Genomic DNA, 19,745 nt, shown 5'->3' on the forward strand with positions numbered 1-19,745 from the left:
TTCACGCCGCGCGGTACACGTACACGTCCGTGACCTGCGGCAGCTCGAAGGCGTCGCGCCCGGCCGTCTCGGGGTCCTCATCGAGGATGCGCTCGACCCGCGCGACCATGCCCGCGCGCACGTCGTCGTCGGCGGCGAGGAAAGAGCTGACGGTCAGCCAGCGGGCCACGTAGTCGGCACGGGTGATCGTCTCGCGCCAGGAGACCTGCGTGAACCTCGGCGGCGCGAAGCCCGGCAGCAGCTCCTTCGTGACGTCGTCTCCCGAGAGCCCGCCGCTGAGCGCCGGGTGCGCGACCCGCGTGCAGGCGCGATCCCAGCTGCACGACGGATCGGAGTGGTTCCAGACGAGGCCCAGCACGCCGTGCGCGGTCAGCACCCGTCGGATCTCGGCACTGGCGGCCTCCCGGTCGAACCAGTGGAACGCCTGCGCGACGGTCACCACCTCGACGCTCGCATCAGGGACCGGGATCCGTTCCGCAGATCCGTCGAGGGCCTCGACCTCCGGCAAGCGGCGCCGGAGCACGTCGAGCATGGCGCGGGACTGCTCGACGGCGATCACCCGTTCCGCGAGAGCGGTCAGCAGAGCCGTGAACTTGCCGGTCCCCGCGCCGAGATCGAGGATGGTCCGCACCGGGGCGGGGACGATCTCATCCGCGGTCGCCGCGGGGAAGCCGGGCCGCCTCCGGTCGTACTCCTCGCCGATGGTGCGGAACGATTCGGCCAGACGGTGATCCACCATGCCGCCGACGCTACCGCGTACGGCCGGAGAAGCGCCGTCGGCCGGCGCCGGAAGGAAGGCGCGGGGCATGCCGCTCGGCGGTGGCACGCGCTGCCGCCCTGCGGAGCCGAGGTGTGCCATTCTGTGGACATGTCCCGACACGACCTGCGGATGCCGGAGCGCCTGTTCCTGGCACGGCACGGCCAGACGACGTGGAACCACGAGCATCGGCTGCAGGGCCGGCTCGACTCCCCTCTGACCGACGCCGGCATCGGGCATGCGCGCGAGATCGCCCGCCGGCTCGAGGTCGCCGGCGTCGGCATCGTCTGCACCAGTCCCCTCGGGCGTGCCCGCCGGACGGCGGAGATCGTCGCGGAGCACCTCGGTGCAGAGATCGTCGTGGTGGACGAACTCGCCGAGGTCGATCACGGCTCCTTCGCGGGCCGCACCTGGGCCGAGCTCGAGGAGGCGTACCCGGGCGTGCGCGCCCTGCGGTCGGAGAATCGGTACGGCTGGGCCTTCCCCGGCGGCGAGAGCTATGCATCGGCCCGGCCGCGGGCTCTGCGCGCGCTCGAGGAGTGCGCGTGGGCGGGCACGGGCACGCCGCTGCTCGTCACGCACGAGATGATCGGCCGGCTTCTGCGCGGGGCGATGCGCGGATACGGCCACGGGGACACGCTCGCGCTCCGGCACCCGCACGGCATCGTCCTCGAGGTCTCCCGGGCATCCGAGCGCGTGCTGTGACCCGAGACCCCTGTCCCGCGTGCCGTCGGCGCTCTAGGATCTGTGCTGTCCGTTCCATCGCGATGAAGGAGAGAGCGTCATGACGTACCCCGAGCAGCCCGGCCAGCCCTCTCCGCAGGGCGGGCAACCTCCGCAGTACCCCGCCGCCCCGGTGCCGCCGGCGGGACCGGGATACGCCCCCGCTCCGGCGCAGGGCGGCTATCCGGCCCAGAACGGCTACCCGACGCCGCAGCCCAGCGCCGCTCCGGATCCGTACGCCGGGCAGGTCCCCGCGTATCCCGCCAGCCAGGGCCCCTACGCGGCCCCGGTCCCCGGCAAGGGTCTTGCGATCGCCGGACTCATCCTCGCGTTCCTGCTCCCGCTCGTCGGGTTCATCATCAGCCTCGTCGCCCGCGCCAAGCTCAAGAAGGCGAATGCCCCGACCGGCCTGGCCGTCGCCGGCATCATCATCGGGGCGGTGCTCACGGTGCTCGCGATCATCGGCATGATCATCGGCGGCATCGCGATCGCGAACGTCGTGTCGATGTGCGCGCAGCTCGGCCCGGGAACGTGGCAGGTCGGCGGGGTGACCTACACCTGCGGCTGACGACGGTCGGCGACCACGCCCGGAGGCGGGAGGAAGTCAGTCCTCGTCGCCCGGGAGCAGATCGGGCCGGCGACGCCGGGTCCGCTCCCACTGCTGCTCGCGTCGCCAGGCGGCGATGGCTCCATGGTTGCCGCTCAGCAGGATCGGCGGCACCTCCCGGTCACGCCACACCGACGGCTTCGTGTACGAGGGGTACTCGAGGAGGCCGTCCTCGTGCGACTCCTCGACCAGGCTCTCGGGGTTGCCGACCACACCGGGGATGAGCCGGCCGATGGCCTCGATCATCGCCATGACGGCGACCTCTCCCCCGTTCAGCACGTAGTCGCCCAGGCTGATCAGCCGCACCTCGCCGAGGGTCGCGGCTTCTTCGAAGACCCGTTCGTCGATGCCCTCGTAGCGGCCGCAGCCGAAGATGAGGTGCTCGCGATCGGCGAGCTCGCGCGCGGTGGTCTGATGGAAGACCTCGCCGGCCGGCGAGGGGAAGATGATGGTGGGCCGGGCATCGGCGGAACCGGCCGACGAAACCGTACCCCTGGACGCAGCCGTGAGGTCGTCGAGCGCGAGCCCCCAGGGTTCCGGCTTCATGACCATGCCGGCGCCGCCGCCGTAAGGCGTGTCATCGACCGTGCGGTGCCGATCGCTGGTCCAGTCGCGCAGATCGTGGACGTTCAGGTCCAGGATGCCGTTGCCCTGCGCCTTGCCGAGCAGCGAGAGGGTCAGCCCGTCGAAGTACGACGGGAAGATCGAGACGACGTCAATCCGCACCGGGAGCGTCCTGCTCGGCGGCATCGTCTTCGGCGAGCTCTTCGAAGAGCCCGGCCGGAGGGGTCACGACGATCCTGCCCCCGGGGATGTCCACCGTCGGCACGATCGCCGAGACGAACGGCACCATGATCTCGGATCCGGTCCCCGTCGCGGGCCGCACGATGAGCAGGTCCTGCGCGGGGAGGTGGTCGACTCGGATCACACGACCGACGACGACGTCGTCGCGGACGACGTCCAGCCCGGTGAGCTGGTGGTCGTACCAGGCGTCGTCCTCGGGCTCTTCCGCGTCGTCCTGATCGATCCAGAGGATCGCCTTCACCAAGCCCTCGGCCGCGGTGCGATCGTCGACGCCCTCGAAGAACACGACGGAGCTGCCGTTCATCACGCGGTGCTCACGGACGGTGATGGACTTGCCGTGCCACGGAGATGCCTCGGGCACCTGCAACGTGAACTCGGCTCCGGGCACGAAGCGTCCGGCGGGGTCGTCGGTGTAGAGCTCCAGCTTGAGTGCGCCCTTGAGCCCGTGCGCCTTGACGAGGCGCCCCACGCGCAGCTGGTTGCGTCCGGAGGGGCGATCGGTGACGGCCACGCTCAGTCGTCCGCGACGTCGACGCGAACGCGACGTCCGTCCGCGAGCGCGGTGATCAGCGTCCGGAGGGCCTTGGCGGTGCGGCCGCCGCGCCCGATCACGCGACCCCTGTCGTCGGGGTGCACATGCACCTCGAGGACGTCGCCGCGGGGCGACGAGGTGGCGGTGACGGTCACGTCGTCCGGGTGATCGACGATCCCCGAGACGATGTGCTCGAGCGCGGCAGCCAGCACGACGGATTACTCCGCGTCGGCCGCAGCGTCGGCTGCGTCCTCGGCGGGGGTCTCGACGGGAGCCTCCTCGGCGGGAGTCTCCTTCTTCTCGACCTTGGGCTTGATGACCGACTTCTTGGAGGAGTCGGCCTCGAAGGCGACCTTCTCGCCGGCGACCTTGAGGGTGGACTTCGCGTCCTTGTCACCCTTGAAGATGCCCCAGTCGCCCGTGATCTTGAGGATGGCGGCGACCTGCTCGGTCGGCTGCGCACCGACGGACAGCCAGTACTGCGCCCGCTCGGAGTCGACCTCGATGAACGAGGGCTCCTCGGTGGGGTGGTACTTGCCGATCTCCTCGATCACACGACCGTCGCGCTTGGTGCGCGAGTCGGCGACGACGATGCGGTAGTAGGGCGCACGGATCTTGCCCAGGCGCTTGAGACGGATCTTGACAGCCACGATTCTCCTGAATGGTGTGGAAGGAAGACGAACTGATCACCGACCGCGTGGGGTGCACATCCGGTGGAAGCTCTGAGGGTGGATCACGGCCGGATAGAGGGTCGAGCGGCGATCCAGCTATCCATTCTGCCAGATCCCGGGCGAACCCGCGAAACCACCCCGGCCCGTGTCGCTCCGGACAGGGCCCTTCCATGTACTGCATGACATATTACAGATAGGGTCGGAGTATGACCGATGTGATCGGATCTGGCGGTCGGTCGCACGAGCCGTCTCGGCTTCGGCCGTTCGCCCGACCGGATGGGCACCGCACCGCGTGATGCGCACCCGCACCACGCACCCTCACCACGAACACAAGGAGCCCCATGCGCACCGGATCCCTCAGCATCCTCGGCGCCGCCGTCTGGGACGGCGAACGCTTCACCGACCGCGACGTGCACATCGTCGACGGTGTCGTCGCCGATCGCCCGCTCGGCGATCCGGTCTCCATCGACGGACGCGGCCGATCGCTCATCCCCGGCCTGATCGACGCGCACTTCCACGCCTACGCGACCAGCCAGGACGGGCTGGAGGACGAACGGGGCCCCCTCAGCTACGCGGCCATCAACGGCACCCGCCGGCTCCGCGCGGCCCTGCACCGCGGCTTCACGACGGTGCGCGACGTCGCCGGCGGCGACATCGGCCTCGCCCGCGCCGTGGACGGGGACCTGTTCGACTCGCCGCGCTATCTCTTCACCGGGCCGGCGCTGAGCCAGACCGGCGGCCACGGCGATCCGCGTTCGGCGCACGTCGACATCTGCTTCGCGCACGGTCACCTCAGCGAGATCGTGGACGGGGTGGATCCGCTGCGGCTCGCCGTGCGCAACCGTCTGAGGACGGGAGCACACGCGATCAAGGTCATGGCGTCCGGAGGCGTGTTCTCGCTGACGGATCCGATCCGGGTGCCGCAGTACTCGGATGAGGAACTGCGCGCGGTCGTCGAGGAGGCCACCCGCCGCGGCTCCTACGTCGCGGCGCATGCGTACTCCTCCGAGGCCGTGCTGCACGCGATCACCAACGGGGTCCGCTCGATCGAGCACGGCAACCTCATCGACGCGACGACCGCCGGTCGCATGGCGGACGCCGGCGCGTTCCTCGTGCCGACCCTCGCCGCCTACGACGCCATGGACAGGCGCGGCGCGGGAATCGGCCTGAACGCGATCTCCCTGGCCAAGAACGCCGAGGTGCTCTCGCAGGGACAGGAGGCCGTGGCTCTCGCGCTCGCCGCCGGCGTGCAGGTGGGCTTCGGCACCGACCTCATGGGCGAGCTGGAGGACGACCAGCTCTGCGGAGTGCGTCTGCAGATCGAGGCGAGCGACGCGGCGACGACGCTGCGATCGATGACCACGGTCAATGCGGCGCTCATCCGCGATCCGCGCGCCGGGCATCTCGGCGTCGGCGCCCACGGCGACGCCGTGCTGCTGTCCGCCGATCCGATCTCCGACCCCTCGGCGCTCTGGGAGCAGGACGCCCGCGTCGCCGTGGTGCGCGGCGGCATCGTGTTCGACTGAGTCCCGGCACGGAGTGCGGCCCGTCCGGCGAGGACGGGGCGCACTCGGTAAGGAACCGGCGGAGAATCCGCGCGCCGAGCTTCTGGCGAAGGCGCGGGCGTGATGAGCGCCTCCGCTCGGGCTCTCTCCGTGCCGGGAACGGGCGAACTGACCGAGATCAGGTGGATCCCTGTGGATTCTCCTGATCCCGGTCAGTCGACCTTGTGTCGGCAGGTCCGAAATGCGGTGCGCCATGGGCGATGAGCGCATGAGCGCCGACACCCCGATCTTCGCGATCGCGGTCGCCGCCGAACTGGCCGGCATGCACCCGCAGACCCTCCGCCAGTACGGACGGCGCGCTCAGCGCGCGAGAGCTCCCCACTCGGTGGAACGGCCTGCAGCGCTGCGCTGCTGCGGCACGCGCCACGGATTGTCGTCCCGCAGCGGTGGAGGAAGCAGCTCCTGAGGCGCGTTCTGATAGGCCACGCCGCGCAGGAACCGGGTGATTCCCGCGGTGCCGACGCTGGTCGCATCGGTCGTCGTCGCCGGATACGGCCCGCCGTGCTGCATCGCCGGAGTGACGGAGACCCCGGTGGGCCAGCCGCCGAACAGCACCCGGCCGCTCGTCTCGGCGAGGGCGTCGACGAGCGCATCCAGGGAGCCGTCCGTCAGCTCCGCCGGGCGCGCGTGCACGGTGGAGGTGAGGTTGCCCGGGAACAGCTCGCGATGCACCGCAGGCAGATCCGCGACGCCCTCGTAGCGCACGATCACCGACAACGGCCCGAAGGACTCCTCGAGCAGTTCGTCGCGGTGGGTGTGGAGCGTGTCCAGGTCCACCGCCACGACCGTCGGCGTCGCGTGCCGCTGACCGTCCTCGTCCTCGCGGATCCCCCCGGCCGCCAGCACCGTGGCGCCGTCCGCGGCGAGCACCGCGGCACGGCGTCCCTCGAACGCGCGGCCGATGCCCGGGTTCAGCAGCCGGTGCTCGGCGACGAGGTCGGCCGCGGGTGAGACCGCGGAGAGGTCGGCGTCCGCGGGCACGAAGAGGAAGCCGGGCTTCGTGCACAGCTGCCCCGCGGAACCCGCGACGGAGGCGACGAAACCCTGCAGCAGCGTCTCGTCGACGTACGTGGCGTACACCGGGTTCACACTGCCGAGCTCGCCGAAGAACGGGATGGGACGAGGCCGCGCGGCGGCGATGTCGGCGAGCAGGCGGCCGACGTGCGTGGAGCCCGTGAACGCGCCGGCGCGGATCCGCTCGTCCTGCAGCAGCTCGACGCCGTTCTGCTGCCCCTCGATGAGCTGGAACACGCCCGACGGCATTCCCGCCCCCTCGAGCGCCTCCGCGACGATCGCCGCGGTCCGCCGGGACAGCTCCGGGTGTCCCGAGTGCGCCTTCACGATGACCGGGCACCCCGCGGCCAGCGCCGCCGCCGAGTCCCCGCCGGCGACCGAGAACGCGAACGGGAAGTTCGACGCGGCGAAGTTCAGCACGGGCCCGACCGGTTCGAGCACGCGACGCACATCGGGTCGCGCGCCGATCACATAGTCCGGATCCGCGTCGTCGATCCGCACGTCCAGGTAGGCGCCACAGACGATGGTGTCGGCGAAGAGCCGCAGCTGCCCCGTGGTGCGCCGCACCTCGCCGGTCAGGCGCGGCTCGGTGAGTCCGGTCTCCCTCATCGCGATGGCGACGAGTTCGGCGGCGTGGGCATCGAGTGCGTCGGCCGCGGCCACGAGAGCTGCGGCGCGCTCGCGCGGAGAGGTGACCGCATACGGCCCGGCGGCGCCCGCGGCGCGTGCCGCGGTCTCGGACACGGCGATCGTGCTGTCGGTCATCTGTCCTCCTAGAAGACGAAGCCCTCGGGGAACGGATCGTTCTCGTCGAGCATGTACTGGGCGGTGCCGGTGATCCAGGCGCGCCCGGTGATCGTGGGGATGACGGCGGGGCGTCCGCCGACGGTCGTCTCGCCGATCAGCCGTCCGGTGAACTCCGTGCCGATGAAGGACTCGTTCACGAACGGGGTGTCCAGCGCGAGCTCGCCGCGCGCGTGCAGCTCGGCCATCCGCGCGCTCGTGCCCGTCCCGCAGGGCGAGCGATCGAACATGCCGGGGTGGATGGCCATCGCGTGCCGTGACCGCACCGCGTCCGATCCCGGCGCGATGAACTCGACGTGATGCACGTGGTCCGTGCCGTCGATCTCCGGGTGGTGCGGGGGCCGCTGCGCGTTGATCGCGTCCATGATCGACAGGCCGCAGCGGAGGATCTCGTCCTTGTGCGCGCGATCGAACGGCAGGCCGACGTCGTCGAGCGAGACGAGCGCGTAGAAGTTGCCGCCGAAGGCGACCGAGTATCCGATCTCGCCGTAGCCCGGCACGTCGATCCGTTCGTCCAGCCGTTCCACCCAGCTGGGCACGTTCTCGATGGTGACGGCGGTCGCCCGGCCGTTCTCGACCGCGACGCGTGCGATCACCAGCCCTGCGGGCACGTCGAGCCGGATCTCCGTGACAGGTTCGGTGACCTCGACCATGCCGGTCTCGACGAGGACGGTGGCGACCCCGATCGTGCCGTGCCCGCACATCGCGAGGAACCCCGAGGACTCGATGAAGACCACACCCCAGTCGGCGTCCTCGCGGGCCGGCGGCTGCAGCAGCGCACCGGACATCGCCGCATGCCCGCGCGGCTCGTTCATGAGGAGGCGGCGGAGACCGTCGAGATGCTCGATCGCGTGGATCCGCCGCTCCCCCATGGTCTCGCCGGGGATGCGCCCCACTCCTCCGGTGATGACCCGCACCGGCATGCCCTCGGTGTGCGCGTCCACCGCGTGCAGGATGCGGCTCGTGCGCATCAGGCGACCACCGCGCGGCGGGCGGCGAGGGCAGCGAGAGCCCGCTCGGTGTCGGCGGTCACCTGCGCGTGCTGCTCCGCGCTCAGCGGGCCGCGCGGCGGCCGCGTGGGGCCGCCGTAGGAGTTGCCGCAGATGTCCATGGAGAGCTTGATCGCCTGCACGAACTCGGTACGCGAATCCCAGCGGAACACCGCGACGAGCTGCTCGTACAGCGACCTCGCCTGGTGCCATTCGCCGTCCCTGCAGAGGTTGTAGAGCTCCACCGCCTCGCGCGGGAAGGCGTTCGGGTACCCCGCGAACCAGCCGACCGCTCCGTTGACCATGAGTTCGAAGAGCACGTCGTCGGCGCCCGCGATGATGTCGATGTCGCAGAGCTCCTTGATCTCGTAGACGCGTCGCACGTCGCCGGAGAACTCCTTGATCGCGACGACCTCGGGGATGTCGGCGAGCTTGGCGACCAGCGACGGCACCAGATCGACCTTGGTGTCGTAGGGGTTGTTGTACGCCATGATCGGCAGACCCGCCTTCGCGACCTCGGCGAAGTGCGCGACCACCTCGCCCTCGTTGGCGCGGTAGAGGGTCGGCGGCAGCAGCAGCACGCCGTCCGCACCGTCCTCCCGGGCGAGCTCCGCCCACTTCCGCGCCTGGTGGCTCCCCACGCCGTGCACACCGGCGATGACGATGCCCCGCCCGTCGACCGCGTCGACCGCGACCTGGATGACCTTGCGCCGCTCCTCGTCGGTGAGCGACGAGTACTCCCCGAGCGAGCCGTTCGGGCCGACGCCCCGGCAACCGTTCGACATGAGGAAGTCGACGTGCTCGCCGAACCTGTCGTAGTCCACGGCGAGCCCCGCCGGGGCCGCGGCGTCCTCGGTGAAGGCCAGCGTCGTGGCGACGACGACGCCCCCGAGATCCATGGTCTGCTCAGTCATTGCGTTGTCCGTGCTCTCTGCTCGTGGCCGCTCAGGGCCGATTCTCGTCCAGGATCCGGGAACCGTCCCGGCTGTCGCCGTGACGTCCGACCGGAAGTCGCACCGAGGACGACTTCGTCCTCGGTAATACGTAACATATCACCCACTACCTGCCGATATCAAGGGGCCTGGCCCCGTCAGGCCCCGTTCTCGGGCCGGATCGCAGCGAGCTCGCCGACGCGGACCGAGCCGAGCACGGGGCGCCGATCGAACCCCACCGTCTCGCCGACGATCTCCTCCACGCTGCGTCCGCAGGTGCGCCCCTGGCAGGCGCCGAGCCCGACCCGCGTCGCCAGACGCACGGCGCGCGACGACGCGCCGGCGAACCCGTCGAGCGCGCTCCTGCGCACCGACTCGCACCGGCAGACGACGGTCTGCGCATCCAGCCAGCCCGTCCAGCCCGCCCCGATCCGATGGGTCGCCAGCCTGCCGGCGAATGCGCGCATCCGGCGACGCTCGGCGAGCGGGCGGCGGTATCGGAGATCGGCGGGGGCGACGCCCGCCGCCGCGAGCCCCGCGACCGCACCCTCGGCGAGAGCCGCATCGGCACCGCCGATGCCGGTGATCTCGCCGGCGGCGTACACGCCGACCGCGCTCGTCTCCTGCTGCGAACCGACCCGCACGAAACGGTCGGGCGCGATCTCGCAGCCCGCCTGGATCGCCGCCTCGAGCCGGGGCGTGAAGCCGTGACCGAGCGCGACCGAGTCGCACTCCACGGTGCGCGCCGTGCCCTCCACCGGGCGCCAGTCGGCGTCGATCCGCTGCACCGTGACGGCCTCGACGGCGGAGCCGCCGTGGATGCGGGTGACCGCCGCGCCGAATCGGTACGGCGTGCGCCGCGCCGCGAGGGATCCGAGATAGGAGGCGAGCTCCCCCGCCTTCGCCGTGGCGGCCGCGAGCTCCCAGGGACGCCGCCCCCAGCCCCTCAGCACGGCGCCGGGTGCCGCCGCCTCCACGATCTCGGCGACCTCACCGCCGACGAGGCCGATGCTCTGCGCCACGGGCAGCAGGAAAGGGCCAGCGCCCGCCACGACGGTGCGGGATCCGAGCCGTGCGCCGTCCCGCTTGGCGAGCGCCTGCGCCGCGCCCGCCGAGGTGACCCCGGGAAGCGTCCAGCCCGGCACCGGCAGCACCCGGTCGTGCGCCCCCGTGGCGATCACGAGGGCGTCGGCCTCGATCGTCTCGCCCCGCCGCTGCGCGGCATCCGCGGGGCCGATGAGGACGTGCACGCGCACGGGCGCCCCGGGCTCGATCCGCCACACCACGGCCGAGGAGACGACCCTGGCTGCCGCGATCTCGTCCTGCAGTCGACGGAACCGGCCGGTCTGGTGCTGCAGACGCGGATCCGTGAGCTCCGGATGATGGCGCCAGAACTGCCCGCCGATGCGCTCGCCCTCGTCCAGCAGGGTGACCTCCGCCCCCGCGGAGAGGGCCGCAGCGGCGGCCGAGAGACCGGCGGGCCCCGCGCCGATCACGACCACGCGTCGCGACGTCATGCCCGGGCCTCCCGCTCGACGACGTCGCCGTCGCACGCCGCGCGCTGGCAGGCGCGCACGCCCTCGACGCCGTTGACCGTGAGCACGCAGTCCTGGCAGATGCCCATCCCGCAGAAGATGCCGCGCTCCTGACCCGCCGTGGTGCGCCAGGTGCGTCGCCCCGCGCCGAGCAGGACGCCCGCGATCGTCTGCCCGTCCCGTCCCTCCAGGTCGACCCCGTCGACCGTGATCCGCACGCTCATGCCGCGACCCCCTTCCCGTGCCGCGCATCCGGCTGCGCACCCCGGCCGTCGGAACCCCGGCCGTCCGCCCCCTGCAGCGTCGCCCGCACGGGCAGGAAGGGCGTCGGGTCCAGAGGGGCCGGCGTGCCGAGCAGGGCGTGGGCGATGAGGGCGCCCGTCGTCGGGGCGAGGCCGATGCCCGCCCCCTCGTGGCCGGCCGCATGGAACAGCCCGGCGACCGTGGCGTCCGCGCCGATCGCGGGGAGGTGGTCCGGCGCATACGGCCGGAACCCGTGATAGGTCCGCAGCAGCATGGTGTCGCGCAGGAAGGGGAACACGCGCTGCGCCTTCGCCGCGATCTCCGACAACGGGGCGAGCAGCCCCTTGTCGGAGAAGCCGACGCGCTCGCGACTGGATCCGATGAGCACCGTGCCCGACGGCGTCGACTCGACGACGGTGGACGTCTGCAGCGCAGCGTCCCCGGATCCGACGGCGCCGACGTAGTCCGCGTCGTAGACCTTGTGGAAAACCCGCTGCGGCATCGCCGCGGTGACCAGGATGGTGCCGCGGCGCGGCCGGATGTCCAGGATGCTGCCGAACAGCGCCGCCGCCTCACCCGACCAGGGACCCGCGCAGTTCACGACGGCGTCTGCCTCGATCGCGCCGGCGCGGGTGCGCACCCCTGAAGCACGGCCGGCCACGACGACGCCGGCGACGACCTCGTCGACCACCAGGCGGGCGCCGAGGTGCACGGCGCGCGCCAGCATGGCCTGCGTCGCGAGACTCGGCTGGACCTGCGCGTCGTCCGGGTAGTGCATCCCGAACGCGATCTCGGGGCTGAGGTGCGGCTCCGCTTCGCGAAGTGCCCGCGCATCGAGCGCGTCGGAGCGGATGCCGATGGCGCGCTGCGAGAGGGCGAAGGATCGCAGCGCCTCGGCGCCGGCGCCGAACGCGACGACGATGCCGCCCTTCGCCTCGAACTCCGTCGCCGGCTGGCCGGGGACCCGCTCGGCGTCGAGCCGTTCCGCGAGCGTCCGCCATGCTCGGTTCGCCTCGATCGCCAGCTCCGCCTCGGGTCCTGGCTCCTTGTCCGAGACCAGGATGTTGCCCTCGCAACGGCTCGAGGTCTCCCCCGCCACCCCTGCGCGATCGATGACGACCACCTCGGCGCCCGCTTCGGCCAGGGCCAGCGTGCACGCCGCGCCGATGGCTCCGGCGCCGATCACGACGACCTTCATCCGCGCTTCCTCCCCGCTGCCGAGCGGAGCACGGACCCCGGCGTCCGGGGTGACATCTTCGTCCTCATCCGTCGCGTCGCCGAGCAGGACGGAGGTGCGATGAGCGTCGAATGTGCATGGCGGATCTCCTGGCTGCGTGACCGCAAGAGTGATCTATAACACGTGACATATTACCTACTCGGCGTCCGAGCCGGAAGGACCGGTCCTGCCTGCAGGACTCTCAGTGCTCCTCGTGCCCGCTCCAGACGCCGCCCACATGTCCGATGTGCCGGCGCATCAGCTGCTCGGCGCCCTCGCCGTCACCCGCGACCAGGAGGTCGACGAGTTCGGCGTGCTCCCGCGCGGTGGACACGAGCGTGTCGGAGTCCGCCAGCTGGACGAGCCCGACCAGCCGCGTCTGCTGACGGAGCTCCCGGACGGTCTCGACCAGTTTCTGGTTGCCGGTCACGGCGAGGATCCGGAGGTGGAAAGCCGTGTCCGCCTCCAGGTACTCCTCGAACTGCCGGTCCTTCGCCGCGGCGACGATCCGATCCGCCAGCGCGCGCAGCTCCGACTCCAACGGCGCACCGACCGTGCCGGCGATCCGGCGCATGGGCGGCGCCTCCAGCAGCAGACGCACGTCGGTGAGCTGATTCAGCTCCTCCGGCGACACCTCCGTGACCTGGAAGCCGCGATTGCGGATCGGGCGGAGGAAGCCGCGGCGGGCGAGATTGAGCATCGCCTCGCGCACCGGCGTCGCACTCACCCCGAAATCACCGGCGAGAGTGGGAACCGTGAGCACCTCCCCCGGCGGCGTCTCCCCCGACACGATCCGTGCGGCGATCATGCGCTCGACCTGCTCGCGCAGACTCTCGGCAGGCACCAGAATGGACCCGGCGCTCATGCCCTGAACCCGTCGCAAAACGTCATACGGCACATGCTAGCGCCGGGCGTGCGATCATTGGCCGACGATCTCCCCTCCCGAATCGAGGTCCCATGCCGATCGAGTTCGCCTCCTCGCGGCGTTCCACCGTGGGCCTGGAGTGGGAGCTCATGCTCGCCGACCCGGCATCGGGTGATCTCGTGGGCCGAGCCCCCGAGCTGCTGCAGGAGCTGGAGCAGGCGAGCGCGGACGAACGGCACACCGTCACCGGGGAACTGCTGACGAACACGATCGAGGTGACGAGCGGGGTCGGATCCAGCGTGTCCGCCGCGGTCGGCGACATCGCCGCCGCGATCGCCGCCGTCCGGGCCGCGACCGATCCGGCGGGCATCGAGCTGCTGTCCGCCGGGAGCCACCCGTTCGCGCAGTGGTACGACCAGCAGGTCACGGACAAGACGCGCTACCACTCGCTCATCGAGAAGACCCAGTGGTGGGGTCGCAACATGATGATCTGGGGCATCCACGTGCACGTCGGGGTGGAGGACCGCGCCAAGGTGCTGCCGATCATCGGCGCGCTCACCTCCTATCTGCCCCACCTCCAGGCCCTCGCCGCATCCAGCCCGTTCTGGGCCGGCGAGCGCACCGGCTACGCCTCGAACCGCGCGCTCGTGTTCCAGCAGCTCCCCACCGCGGGGCTCCCCTGGCCGCTCCCCGACTGGGCCGCGTACGAGGCGTACCTCGACGACATGGCCGGCACCGGCGTGATGTCCGACGCGACCGAGGTGCGCTGGGACATCCGCCCCGCGCCGCGCTGGGGCACCATCGAGGTGCGCGCCTGCGACGGGATGTCCACGCTGCACGAGCTCGCGGCCGTGGCTGCGCTCACTCAGGTGCTGGTGGAGTCGTTCTCCCGCGATCTCGACGAAGGACGCGTCCTTCCCGTGCTGGCGCCGTGGTTCCACCGCGAGAACAAGTGGCGCGCGGCGCGCTACGGTCTCGACGCCGAGGTGATCATCGCCCCCGGCGGCGCACAGCGCTCCGTGCGCGCGCACCTCGCGGATGAGCTCGACCGGCTCGCTCCCATCGCGGCCGATCTGCAGTGCTCCGCAGAGTTCGCCGGCGTGTCCGACATCCTCGAGGGCGGTGCGAGCTACGAGCGACAGGTGGCGGTCGCCGACGCGACCGGTGGCGACCTGCACGAGGTGGTCGATCACCTCATCCGCGAATTCCGCTCCGGACCCGAGACTCTCTGACCCCCGGGCCCCCGTGCCGCCTCACCCCTCCACGAGCTGCCGGGCGAGCCCCTCGTCCAGCACGACGTCGGTCACCAGTCGAGCCCCGATCGCCGCGCGCAGCGACGGCAGCTTCTGGGCGCCGGCGACGACGCAGAAGCGCCGGGCGACGCGGCGCAGCCGGTCCAGTCCCGGACCCGTCGCCCGGGCGTTCACGGCGATGTCCTTCCAGGTGCCGTCCGCACGGAAGAAGACGGTCGCGACATCGCCGATCGCCCGATCCTCGCGCAGGCTCCGGTAGTCGTCCCGGCCGAGATAGCCGCCCACGTACACGCGGCTCGGCACCTCCGCACTCGGCGAGCCCACGCTGAACACCGCGAGATCCATCTTCGCCTGCAGGTCGAGCACGCGCAGCGTGCTGCGCTCGCGCCACATCGCCTCCCGCGTGCGCGGGTCGTCGAAGAACGCCGGCACGGGGAACTGCTGCACCTGCGCTCCGAACGCCGAGCCGAAGCGCTGCAGGATCTCACTGGAGTACTCCACCCCACTGGTCAGCGTGTTGCCCGCGCCGTTGAGCTGCACGATCGTCGTGCCCCGCGTCTCCTTCTGTCCGAGCTCGCGGCTGACCGCGCTGATCGTGGAGCCCCACGCCAGGCCGACGACCATGTTCGAGTCGATGACCTGGGTGAGCAGCCGCCCTGCGGTGAGCGCCACGCGCTCCAACCGCTCCACCTCGGTCACGCTCTCGGGCATCGGCACCACGTGCGCGGTCACCTGCAGCCGGTCGTGCAACTGCTGCTCGAGCTCGCCGGCGTGCTCGAGCGGAGAGTTGATCCTGATGTCGACGAGTCCCACCTCGCGCGCGTAGCTCAGCAGGCGTGACACGGAGGATCGCGATGTGCCGAGCTCGTCGGCGATCACGTCCATCGTCTTGTCCTGCAGGTAGTACAGGCGGGCGGCCGTGAGAGCCGCGACGGCCTTCGACTGGCGCTTCCGTTCAGACATTTCGGACCCTTTACATATCGATTCAGGCGATTCTTGCACATTCGTGCAGCTTGCTTGACCATAAGGGCGGCTGGGGGAATGCTGTGAGAAATCGGGAAGGAGACGATGATGACCGATCACATCCACAACGCCGCGGAACGCCCTGAGGTGACCGAGGTGCGCGAGGCAGGACGCACCACGGTGCTGGTGATCGGCGGAGGGATCAACGGCATCTCCACCTTCCGCGATCTCGCCCTGCAGGGCGTCGACGTCGTCCTCGTCGAGCGCGGCGACTTCGCATCCGGCGCGTCCTCGGCCTCCAGCCACATGATCCACGGCGGCATCCGCTACCTGGAGAACGGCGAGTTCCGCCTCGTCAAGGAGTCGGTGACGGAGCGCAACGGCCTGATCAGGATCGCGCCGCACTACGTCAAGCCGCTCGAGACCACGATCCCGATCTACTCGACCTTCTCCGGGATCCTGTCCGCACCGCTGCGCTTCCTCACCCACAAGTCCGGCAAGCCGCAGGAGCGCGGGGCCTTCCTCATCAAGATGGGCCTGACCATCTACGACACGTTCTCGCGCGACGGCGGAATGGTTCCGCGGCACAAGTTCCTCGGCCGCAAGAAGTCGCTCGCCGAGCTTCCCGCGATGGATCCGAAGATCAAGTACACGGCGACCTACTACGACGCCTCGATGCACGACCCCGAGCGACTGGCTCTGGACGTGCTGCAGGACGGCCGCGCCGCGCACCCCGGCGCCCACGCGCTCAACTACGTCGAGGCGATCGGCCACGACGGCGACGCCGTGCTCGTGCGCGATCGCGAGAGCGGCACGGAGTTCCCCATCGCCGCGGACGTCGTCGTCAACACCTCCGGCCCGTGGACGGACCTCACGAACGAGGCCATGGGCGAGCTGACCCGCTTCATGGGCGGCACCAAGGGCTCGCACATCGTGCTGGACAACCCCGAACTGCTCGCCGCCACCCGCGGCCGTGAGATCTTCTTCGAGCATTCCGACGGTCGCATCGTGCTCATCTACCCGCTCAAGGGCAAGGTCATGGTCGGCACGACGGACATCGACGCCGACCCGCGCGAGGTGCCGCTGTGCACCGAGGAGGAGATCGACTACTTCTTCGACCTCGTGCACCACGTGTTCCCGAGCATCGACGTGAACCGGGACCAGATCGTCTACCGGTTCAGCGGGATCCGTCCCCTCCCCCGCCATGAGGACACGGCACCGGGGTTCGTCTCGCGCGACTACCGCGTCGAGGTGGACGACAGCCACGCCGTTCCCCACCTCAGCCTGGTGGGCGGCAAGTGGACGACGTTCCGCGCCCTTGGCGAGTCGCTCTCGGACAAGATCCTCGAGCTGCTGGGCCGCACCCGCGTCGTCTCGACGCTGGGACGGGCGATCGGCGGCGGCAAGGACTACCCGCAGAACGATGCCGCTCGTGCCGCCTGGATCTCGGCGCACCTCGCGGGCGCCGGAGAGCGCGCCGAGCTGCTGCTCAAGCGCTACGGCACCCGAGCCGCGGACGTGTGGCAGTACGTCGAGCAGGGTCCCGATGCGCCCCTCGCGGCCGGGCAGCTGTCCACCCGTGAGCTGGAGTGGATGGTGCAGAACGAGCTGATCGTGCGCCTCGAGGACGTCATCCTGCGCCGCACCAGCCTCGCCTTCACGGGCGACGTCACCGAGGAGATCCTCGAGGAGGTCGCCGAGGCCCTGGCTCCGCTGAAGGGCTGGGATCGCGCCAGGACCGCGCGCGAGATCGACCTGACCCGGGAGCTGCTCAACACCCGGCACGGACTTTCCCTCACCGCCCGCACCCACGGGTAACGGGGTTCCACCGCCGCCCTCATCGGCGTCCATCTCGAACACCGCATCGGCAGAGGGGCCGATGTCTGCGAAAGGTCAATGGAGACATGACTGAACCGAATCTCGGACTGTACTTCCTGTCCGAACTGGTCGGAACGGCGATGCTGCTGCTGCTCGGCTGCGGCGTCGTCGCGAACGTCGCCCTCGCCAAGAACAAGGGCAACGGCGGCGGATTCCTCATGGTCAACTGGGGATGGGGCCTGGCGGTCTTCGCCGGTGTGCTCGTCTCGGCGTACTCGGGTGCCATCCTGAACCCGGCTGTCGGAATCGGCCTGCTGGTCGCCGGCAAGATCACCTTCACGATGTTCCTCGTCGCCACCGGCGCGGAGCTGCTCGGTGCCATCATCGGCGCCGTCCTGTGCTGGCTCGCCTACAAGCAGCACTTCGATGACGAGCCCGACCCGGCCAACAAGCTCGGCGTCTTCTCGACCGGCCCGGCGATCCGCTCCTACGGCTGGAACCTCGTGACCGAGATCATCGGCACGTTCGTCCTCGTCTTCGTGATCTTCGCCTTCGCGGACTACGGCGACGTCAAGGTCGGCACGCCCGGAGGCCTCGGCCCGCTCACGGCGCTCCCGGTCGCCCTCCTCGTGGTCGCGATCGGCGCCTCCCTCGGTGGTCCGACCGGCTACGCGATCAACCCCGCCCGTGACCTCGGCCCGCGCATCGCGCACGCGATCCTGCCGATCAAGGGCAAGGGCTCGAGCGACTGGGCCTACTCCTGGGTGCCCGTCGTGGGCCCGCTCATCGGCGGCGTCCTCGCCGCGCTCCTCGCACCGGTGCTGCTGCACCTCGTGAAGTAACCCGACCCTGATTCAAAGGAGAACAGCACATGGCTGACTACGTCATCGCCATCGACCAGGGCACGACCTCGAGCCGCGCCATCATCTTCGACCGCAAGGGCAGCATCATCGCCACCGGTCAGAAGGAGCACGAGCAGATCCTGCCGCAGGCCGGCTGGGTCGAGCACGACGCCTCGGAGATCTGGGCAAACGTCCAGGAGGTCATCGGTCTCGCCCTCACGCGCGCGCACCTGACCCGCCACGACATCGCCGCGGTCGGCATCACCAACCAGCGCGAGACCGCGGTGGTCTGGGACAAGACCACCGGCAAGCCGGTGTACAACGCCATCGTCTGGCAGGACACCCGCACGCAGCCGATCGTCGACCGCCTCGCGGCGGACGGCGGCGTCGAGCGGTTCAAGCCGATCGTCGGCCTGCCTCTGGCGACCTATTTCTCCGGCACCAAGATCGCGTGGATCCTGGAGAACGTCGAGGGAGCGCGCGAGAAGGCCGAGGCCGGAGACCTGCTCTTCGGCACGACCGACTGCTGGGTGCTGTGGAACCTCACCGGCGGCGTGAACGGCGGCGTGCACGCGACCGACGTCACCAACGCCTCGCGGACCATGTTCATGGACCTCGAGACCCTGCAGTGGCGTGACGACATCCTCGAGGCGTTCGGCGTCCCGAAGTCGATGATGCCGTCGATCCGCTCCTCCTCCGAGGTGTACGGCGCGGCGGAGGACTCCTCGCTCCTGCGCGAGACCCCGATCGCGGGCATCCTCGGCGACCAGCAGGCGGCGACCTTCGGCCAGGCGGCGTTCAACTCCGGCGAGAGCAAGAACACCTACGGCACGGGCTGCTTCCTCATCTTCAACACGGGCGAGGAGATCGTCCACTCGAAGAACGGACTGCTCACCACCGTCGGCTACAAGCTCGGCGACGGCCCGACGCACTACGCGCTCGAGGGCTCGATCGCGGTCACCGGATCCCTGATCCAGTGGCTGCGCGACCAGCTCGGCATCATCGACTCCGCGCCTCAGGTCGAGGAGCTCGCCGACAAGGTCGAGGACAACGGCGGCGTGTACATCGTGCCCGCGTTCTCGGGTCTGTTCGCACCGTACTGGCGTCCGGATGCCCGTGGTGCGATCGTCGGCCTCACCCGCTACGCGAACAAGAACCACATCGCCCGCGCGGCGCTGGAGGCCGTGGCCTTCCAGACCCGCGACGTGCTCGACGCGGTCAACGCCGATGCCGGCGTGGACCTGACCGAGCTCAAGGTCGATGGCGGCATGGTCGCGAACGACGCTCTCATGCAGTTCCAGGCGGATGTGCTGGGCGTGCCGGTCGTGCGCCCGGTGGTCGCGGAGACCACGGCTCTGGGCGCCGCCTACGCCGCGGGCCTCGCCGTCGGGTTCTGGACGGGTCTGGACGACCTGTCCGCGAACTGGCAGGAGGACCGTCGCTGGGAGCCGAGCATGGACGTCGCCGAGCGCGACCGCCAGCTGCGCCTGTGGCACAAGGCCGTCACCAAGTCGATGGACTGGGTCGACGAAGACGTGAAGTGATCTGACACGACGAAAAGGCGGGCCCGGAGGAGCGATCCTCCGGGCCCGCCTTTTCGTCTCCGATGCGC

At 70.6% G+C, this 19,745-nt stretch carries 20 protein-coding genes and 1 pseudogene; 8 read left to right on the top strand and 13 right to left on the bottom strand.

Features of this window, described 5'->3' with window-relative positions; translation table 11 throughout:
* Position 1: 1 nt before the first annotated feature.
* Positions 2 to 739, bottom strand: coding sequence for a class I SAM-dependent methyltransferase (locus WFJ01_RS04980; protein ID WP_336628377.1), 738 nt, complete (start codon positions 737 to 739; stop codon positions 2 to 4).
* 129 nt (positions 740 to 868) lie between these two features.
* On the opposite strand from WFJ01_RS04980, the gene WFJ01_RS04985 reads away from it, so the two are divergent.
* Positions 869 to 1,462, top strand: a complete 594-nt coding sequence (locus WFJ01_RS04985; RefSeq protein WP_336628378.1) for a histidine phosphatase family protein — start codon at positions 869 to 871, stop codon at positions 1,460 to 1,462.
* 79 nt (positions 1,463 to 1,541) lie between these two features.
* A complete protein-coding gene (locus tag WFJ01_RS04990; protein ID WP_336628379.1) occupies positions 1,542 to 2,048 on the top strand; it encodes a DUF4190 domain-containing protein in 507 nt (168 codons plus the stop codon).
* A gap of 36 nt (positions 2,049 to 2,084) precedes the next feature.
* Here the strand turns inward: WFJ01_RS04990 and trmD are convergent, their stop codons facing one another.
* From trmD to rpsP, 4 genes are read right to left on the bottom strand one after another with little or no spacing between them, the layout of a single operon-like run.
* Positions 2,085 to 2,813: a tRNA (guanosine(37)-N1)-methyltransferase TrmD gene (gene trmD, locus WFJ01_RS04995; RefSeq protein ID WP_295034813.1), complete on the bottom strand. Its 729-nt coding sequence runs from the start codon at positions 2,811 to 2,813 to the stop codon at positions 2,085 to 2,087.
* Positions 2,803 to 3,402, bottom strand: coding sequence for a ribosome maturation factor RimM (gene rimM, locus WFJ01_RS05000; protein WP_251440655.1), 600 nt, complete (start codon positions 3,400 to 3,402; stop codon positions 2,803 to 2,805). Before rimM ends, trmD begins: the two co-directional genes overlap by 11 nt.
* A gap of 2 nt (positions 3,403 to 3,404) precedes the next feature.
* Positions 3,405 to 3,635 carry an RNA-binding protein gene (locus tag WFJ01_RS05005; RefSeq protein ID WP_251440658.1) on the bottom strand — a complete coding sequence of 77 codons (231 nt, stop codon included), beginning with the start codon at positions 3,633 to 3,635 and terminating at the stop codon, positions 3,405 to 3,407.
* A 6-nt stretch (positions 3,636 to 3,641) separates the two neighbouring features.
* A complete protein-coding gene (rpsP, locus tag WFJ01_RS05010; protein ID WP_233309342.1) occupies positions 3,642 to 4,073 on the bottom strand; it encodes a 30S ribosomal protein S16 in 432 nt (143 codons plus the stop codon).
* Between the two features lie 362 nt (positions 4,074 to 4,435).
* On the opposite strand from rpsP, the gene WFJ01_RS05015 reads away from it, so the two are divergent.
* Positions 4,436 to 5,620 (top strand): metal-dependent hydrolase family protein, encoded by a 1,185-nt coding sequence (locus tag WFJ01_RS05015; RefSeq protein ID WP_336628380.1) that lies wholly within the window; start codon positions 4,436 to 4,438, stop codon positions 5,618 to 5,620.
* Positions 5,621 to 5,867: 247 nt separating this feature from the next.
* A pseudogene (locus WFJ01_RS05020) lies at positions 5,868 to 5,954 on the top strand (heat shock protein transcriptional repressor HspR); the annotation flags it as partial.
* Positions 5,955 to 5,959: 5 nt separating this feature from the next.
* Here WFJ01_RS05020 and WFJ01_RS05025 read toward each other — a convergent pair.
* From WFJ01_RS05025 to WFJ01_RS05055, 7 genes are all read right to left on the bottom strand, one after another.
* Positions 5,960 to 7,438, bottom strand: coding sequence for an aldehyde dehydrogenase family protein (locus WFJ01_RS05025; protein ID WP_336628381.1), 1,479 nt, complete (start codon positions 7,436 to 7,438; stop codon positions 5,960 to 5,962).
* A gap of 8 nt (positions 7,439 to 7,446) precedes the next feature.
* Complete coding sequence (locus tag WFJ01_RS05030) at positions 7,447 to 8,448, bottom strand: proline racemase family protein (protein WP_336628382.1); 1,002 nt, start codon at positions 8,446 to 8,448, stop codon at positions 7,447 to 7,449.
* Positions 8,448 to 9,380 (bottom strand): dihydrodipicolinate synthase family protein, encoded by a 933-nt coding sequence (locus WFJ01_RS05035; RefSeq protein ID WP_251440671.1) that lies wholly within the window; start codon positions 9,378 to 9,380, stop codon positions 8,448 to 8,450. The genes WFJ01_RS05030 and WFJ01_RS05035 overlap by 1 nt, the downstream gene beginning before the upstream one ends.
* 176 nt (positions 9,381 to 9,556) lie before the next feature.
* The gene (locus WFJ01_RS05040) at positions 9,557 to 10,915 is read right to left on the bottom strand and encodes an FAD-dependent oxidoreductase (protein ID WP_336628383.1); all 1,359 of its coding nucleotides are present in this window, start codon (positions 10,913 to 10,915) and stop codon (positions 9,557 to 9,559) included.
* Positions 10,912 to 11,157 carry a (2Fe-2S)-binding protein gene (locus WFJ01_RS05045; protein ID WP_292888423.1) on the bottom strand — a complete coding sequence of 82 codons (246 nt, stop codon included), beginning with the start codon at positions 11,155 to 11,157 and terminating at the stop codon, positions 10,912 to 10,914. Before WFJ01_RS05045 ends, WFJ01_RS05040 begins: the two co-directional genes overlap by 4 nt.
* Positions 11,154 to 12,374 carry an NAD(P)/FAD-dependent oxidoreductase gene (locus WFJ01_RS05050; protein WP_336628384.1) on the bottom strand — a complete coding sequence of 407 codons (1,221 nt, stop codon included), beginning with the start codon at positions 12,372 to 12,374 and terminating at the stop codon, positions 11,154 to 11,156. The genes WFJ01_RS05045 and WFJ01_RS05050 overlap by 4 nt, the downstream gene beginning before the upstream one ends.
* A 220-nt stretch (positions 12,375 to 12,594) precedes the next feature.
* Positions 12,595 to 13,257, bottom strand: a complete 663-nt coding sequence (locus WFJ01_RS05055) for a GntR family transcriptional regulator (protein ID WP_336628385.1) — start codon at positions 13,255 to 13,257, stop codon at positions 12,595 to 12,597.
* 92 nt (positions 13,258 to 13,349) lie between these two features.
* Here WFJ01_RS05055 and WFJ01_RS05060 point away from each other — a divergent pair, with 92 nt between their 5' ends.
* On the top strand, positions 13,350 to 14,489 hold the full coding sequence (locus WFJ01_RS05060) for a glutamate--cysteine ligase (RefSeq protein ID WP_336628386.1): 1,140 nt from the start codon (positions 13,350 to 13,352) through the stop codon (positions 14,487 to 14,489).
* Positions 14,490 to 14,510: 21 nt separating this feature from the next.
* On the opposite strand, the gene WFJ01_RS05065 is transcribed toward WFJ01_RS05060, so the two are convergent.
* Positions 14,511 to 15,473, bottom strand: coding sequence for a sugar-binding transcriptional regulator (locus tag WFJ01_RS05065; protein WP_336628387.1), 963 nt, complete (start codon positions 15,471 to 15,473; stop codon positions 14,511 to 14,513).
* 108 nt (positions 15,474 to 15,581) lie between these two features.
* On the opposite strand from WFJ01_RS05065, the gene WFJ01_RS05070 reads away from it, so the two are divergent.
* The 3 genes from WFJ01_RS05070 to glpK all read left to right on the top strand — a co-directional run bounded on the left by WFJ01_RS05070 (position 15,582) and on the right by glpK (position 19,677).
* Positions 15,582 to 17,291: a glycerol-3-phosphate dehydrogenase/oxidase gene (locus tag WFJ01_RS05070; protein ID WP_251440760.1), complete on the top strand. Its 1,710-nt coding sequence runs from the start codon at positions 15,582 to 15,584 to the stop codon at positions 17,289 to 17,291.
* Positions 17,292 to 17,377: 86 nt separating this feature from the next.
* Positions 17,378 to 18,133: an MIP/aquaporin family protein gene (locus WFJ01_RS05075; protein WP_251440775.1), complete on the top strand. Its 756-nt coding sequence runs from the start codon at positions 17,378 to 17,380 to the stop codon at positions 18,131 to 18,133.
* A gap of 29 nt (positions 18,134 to 18,162) precedes the next feature.
* Positions 18,163 to 19,677, top strand: a complete 1,515-nt coding sequence (glpK, locus tag WFJ01_RS05080; RefSeq protein ID WP_295034396.1) for a glycerol kinase GlpK — start codon at positions 18,163 to 18,165, stop codon at positions 19,675 to 19,677.
* The last annotated feature ends 68 nt before the right edge of the window (positions 19,678 to 19,745 follow it).

Source organism: Microbacterium sp. MMO-35, assembly GCF_037147555.1.
In the GTDB taxonomy this organism is placed as follows: Bacteria; Actinomycetota; Actinomycetes; order Actinomycetales; family Microbacteriaceae; genus Microbacterium.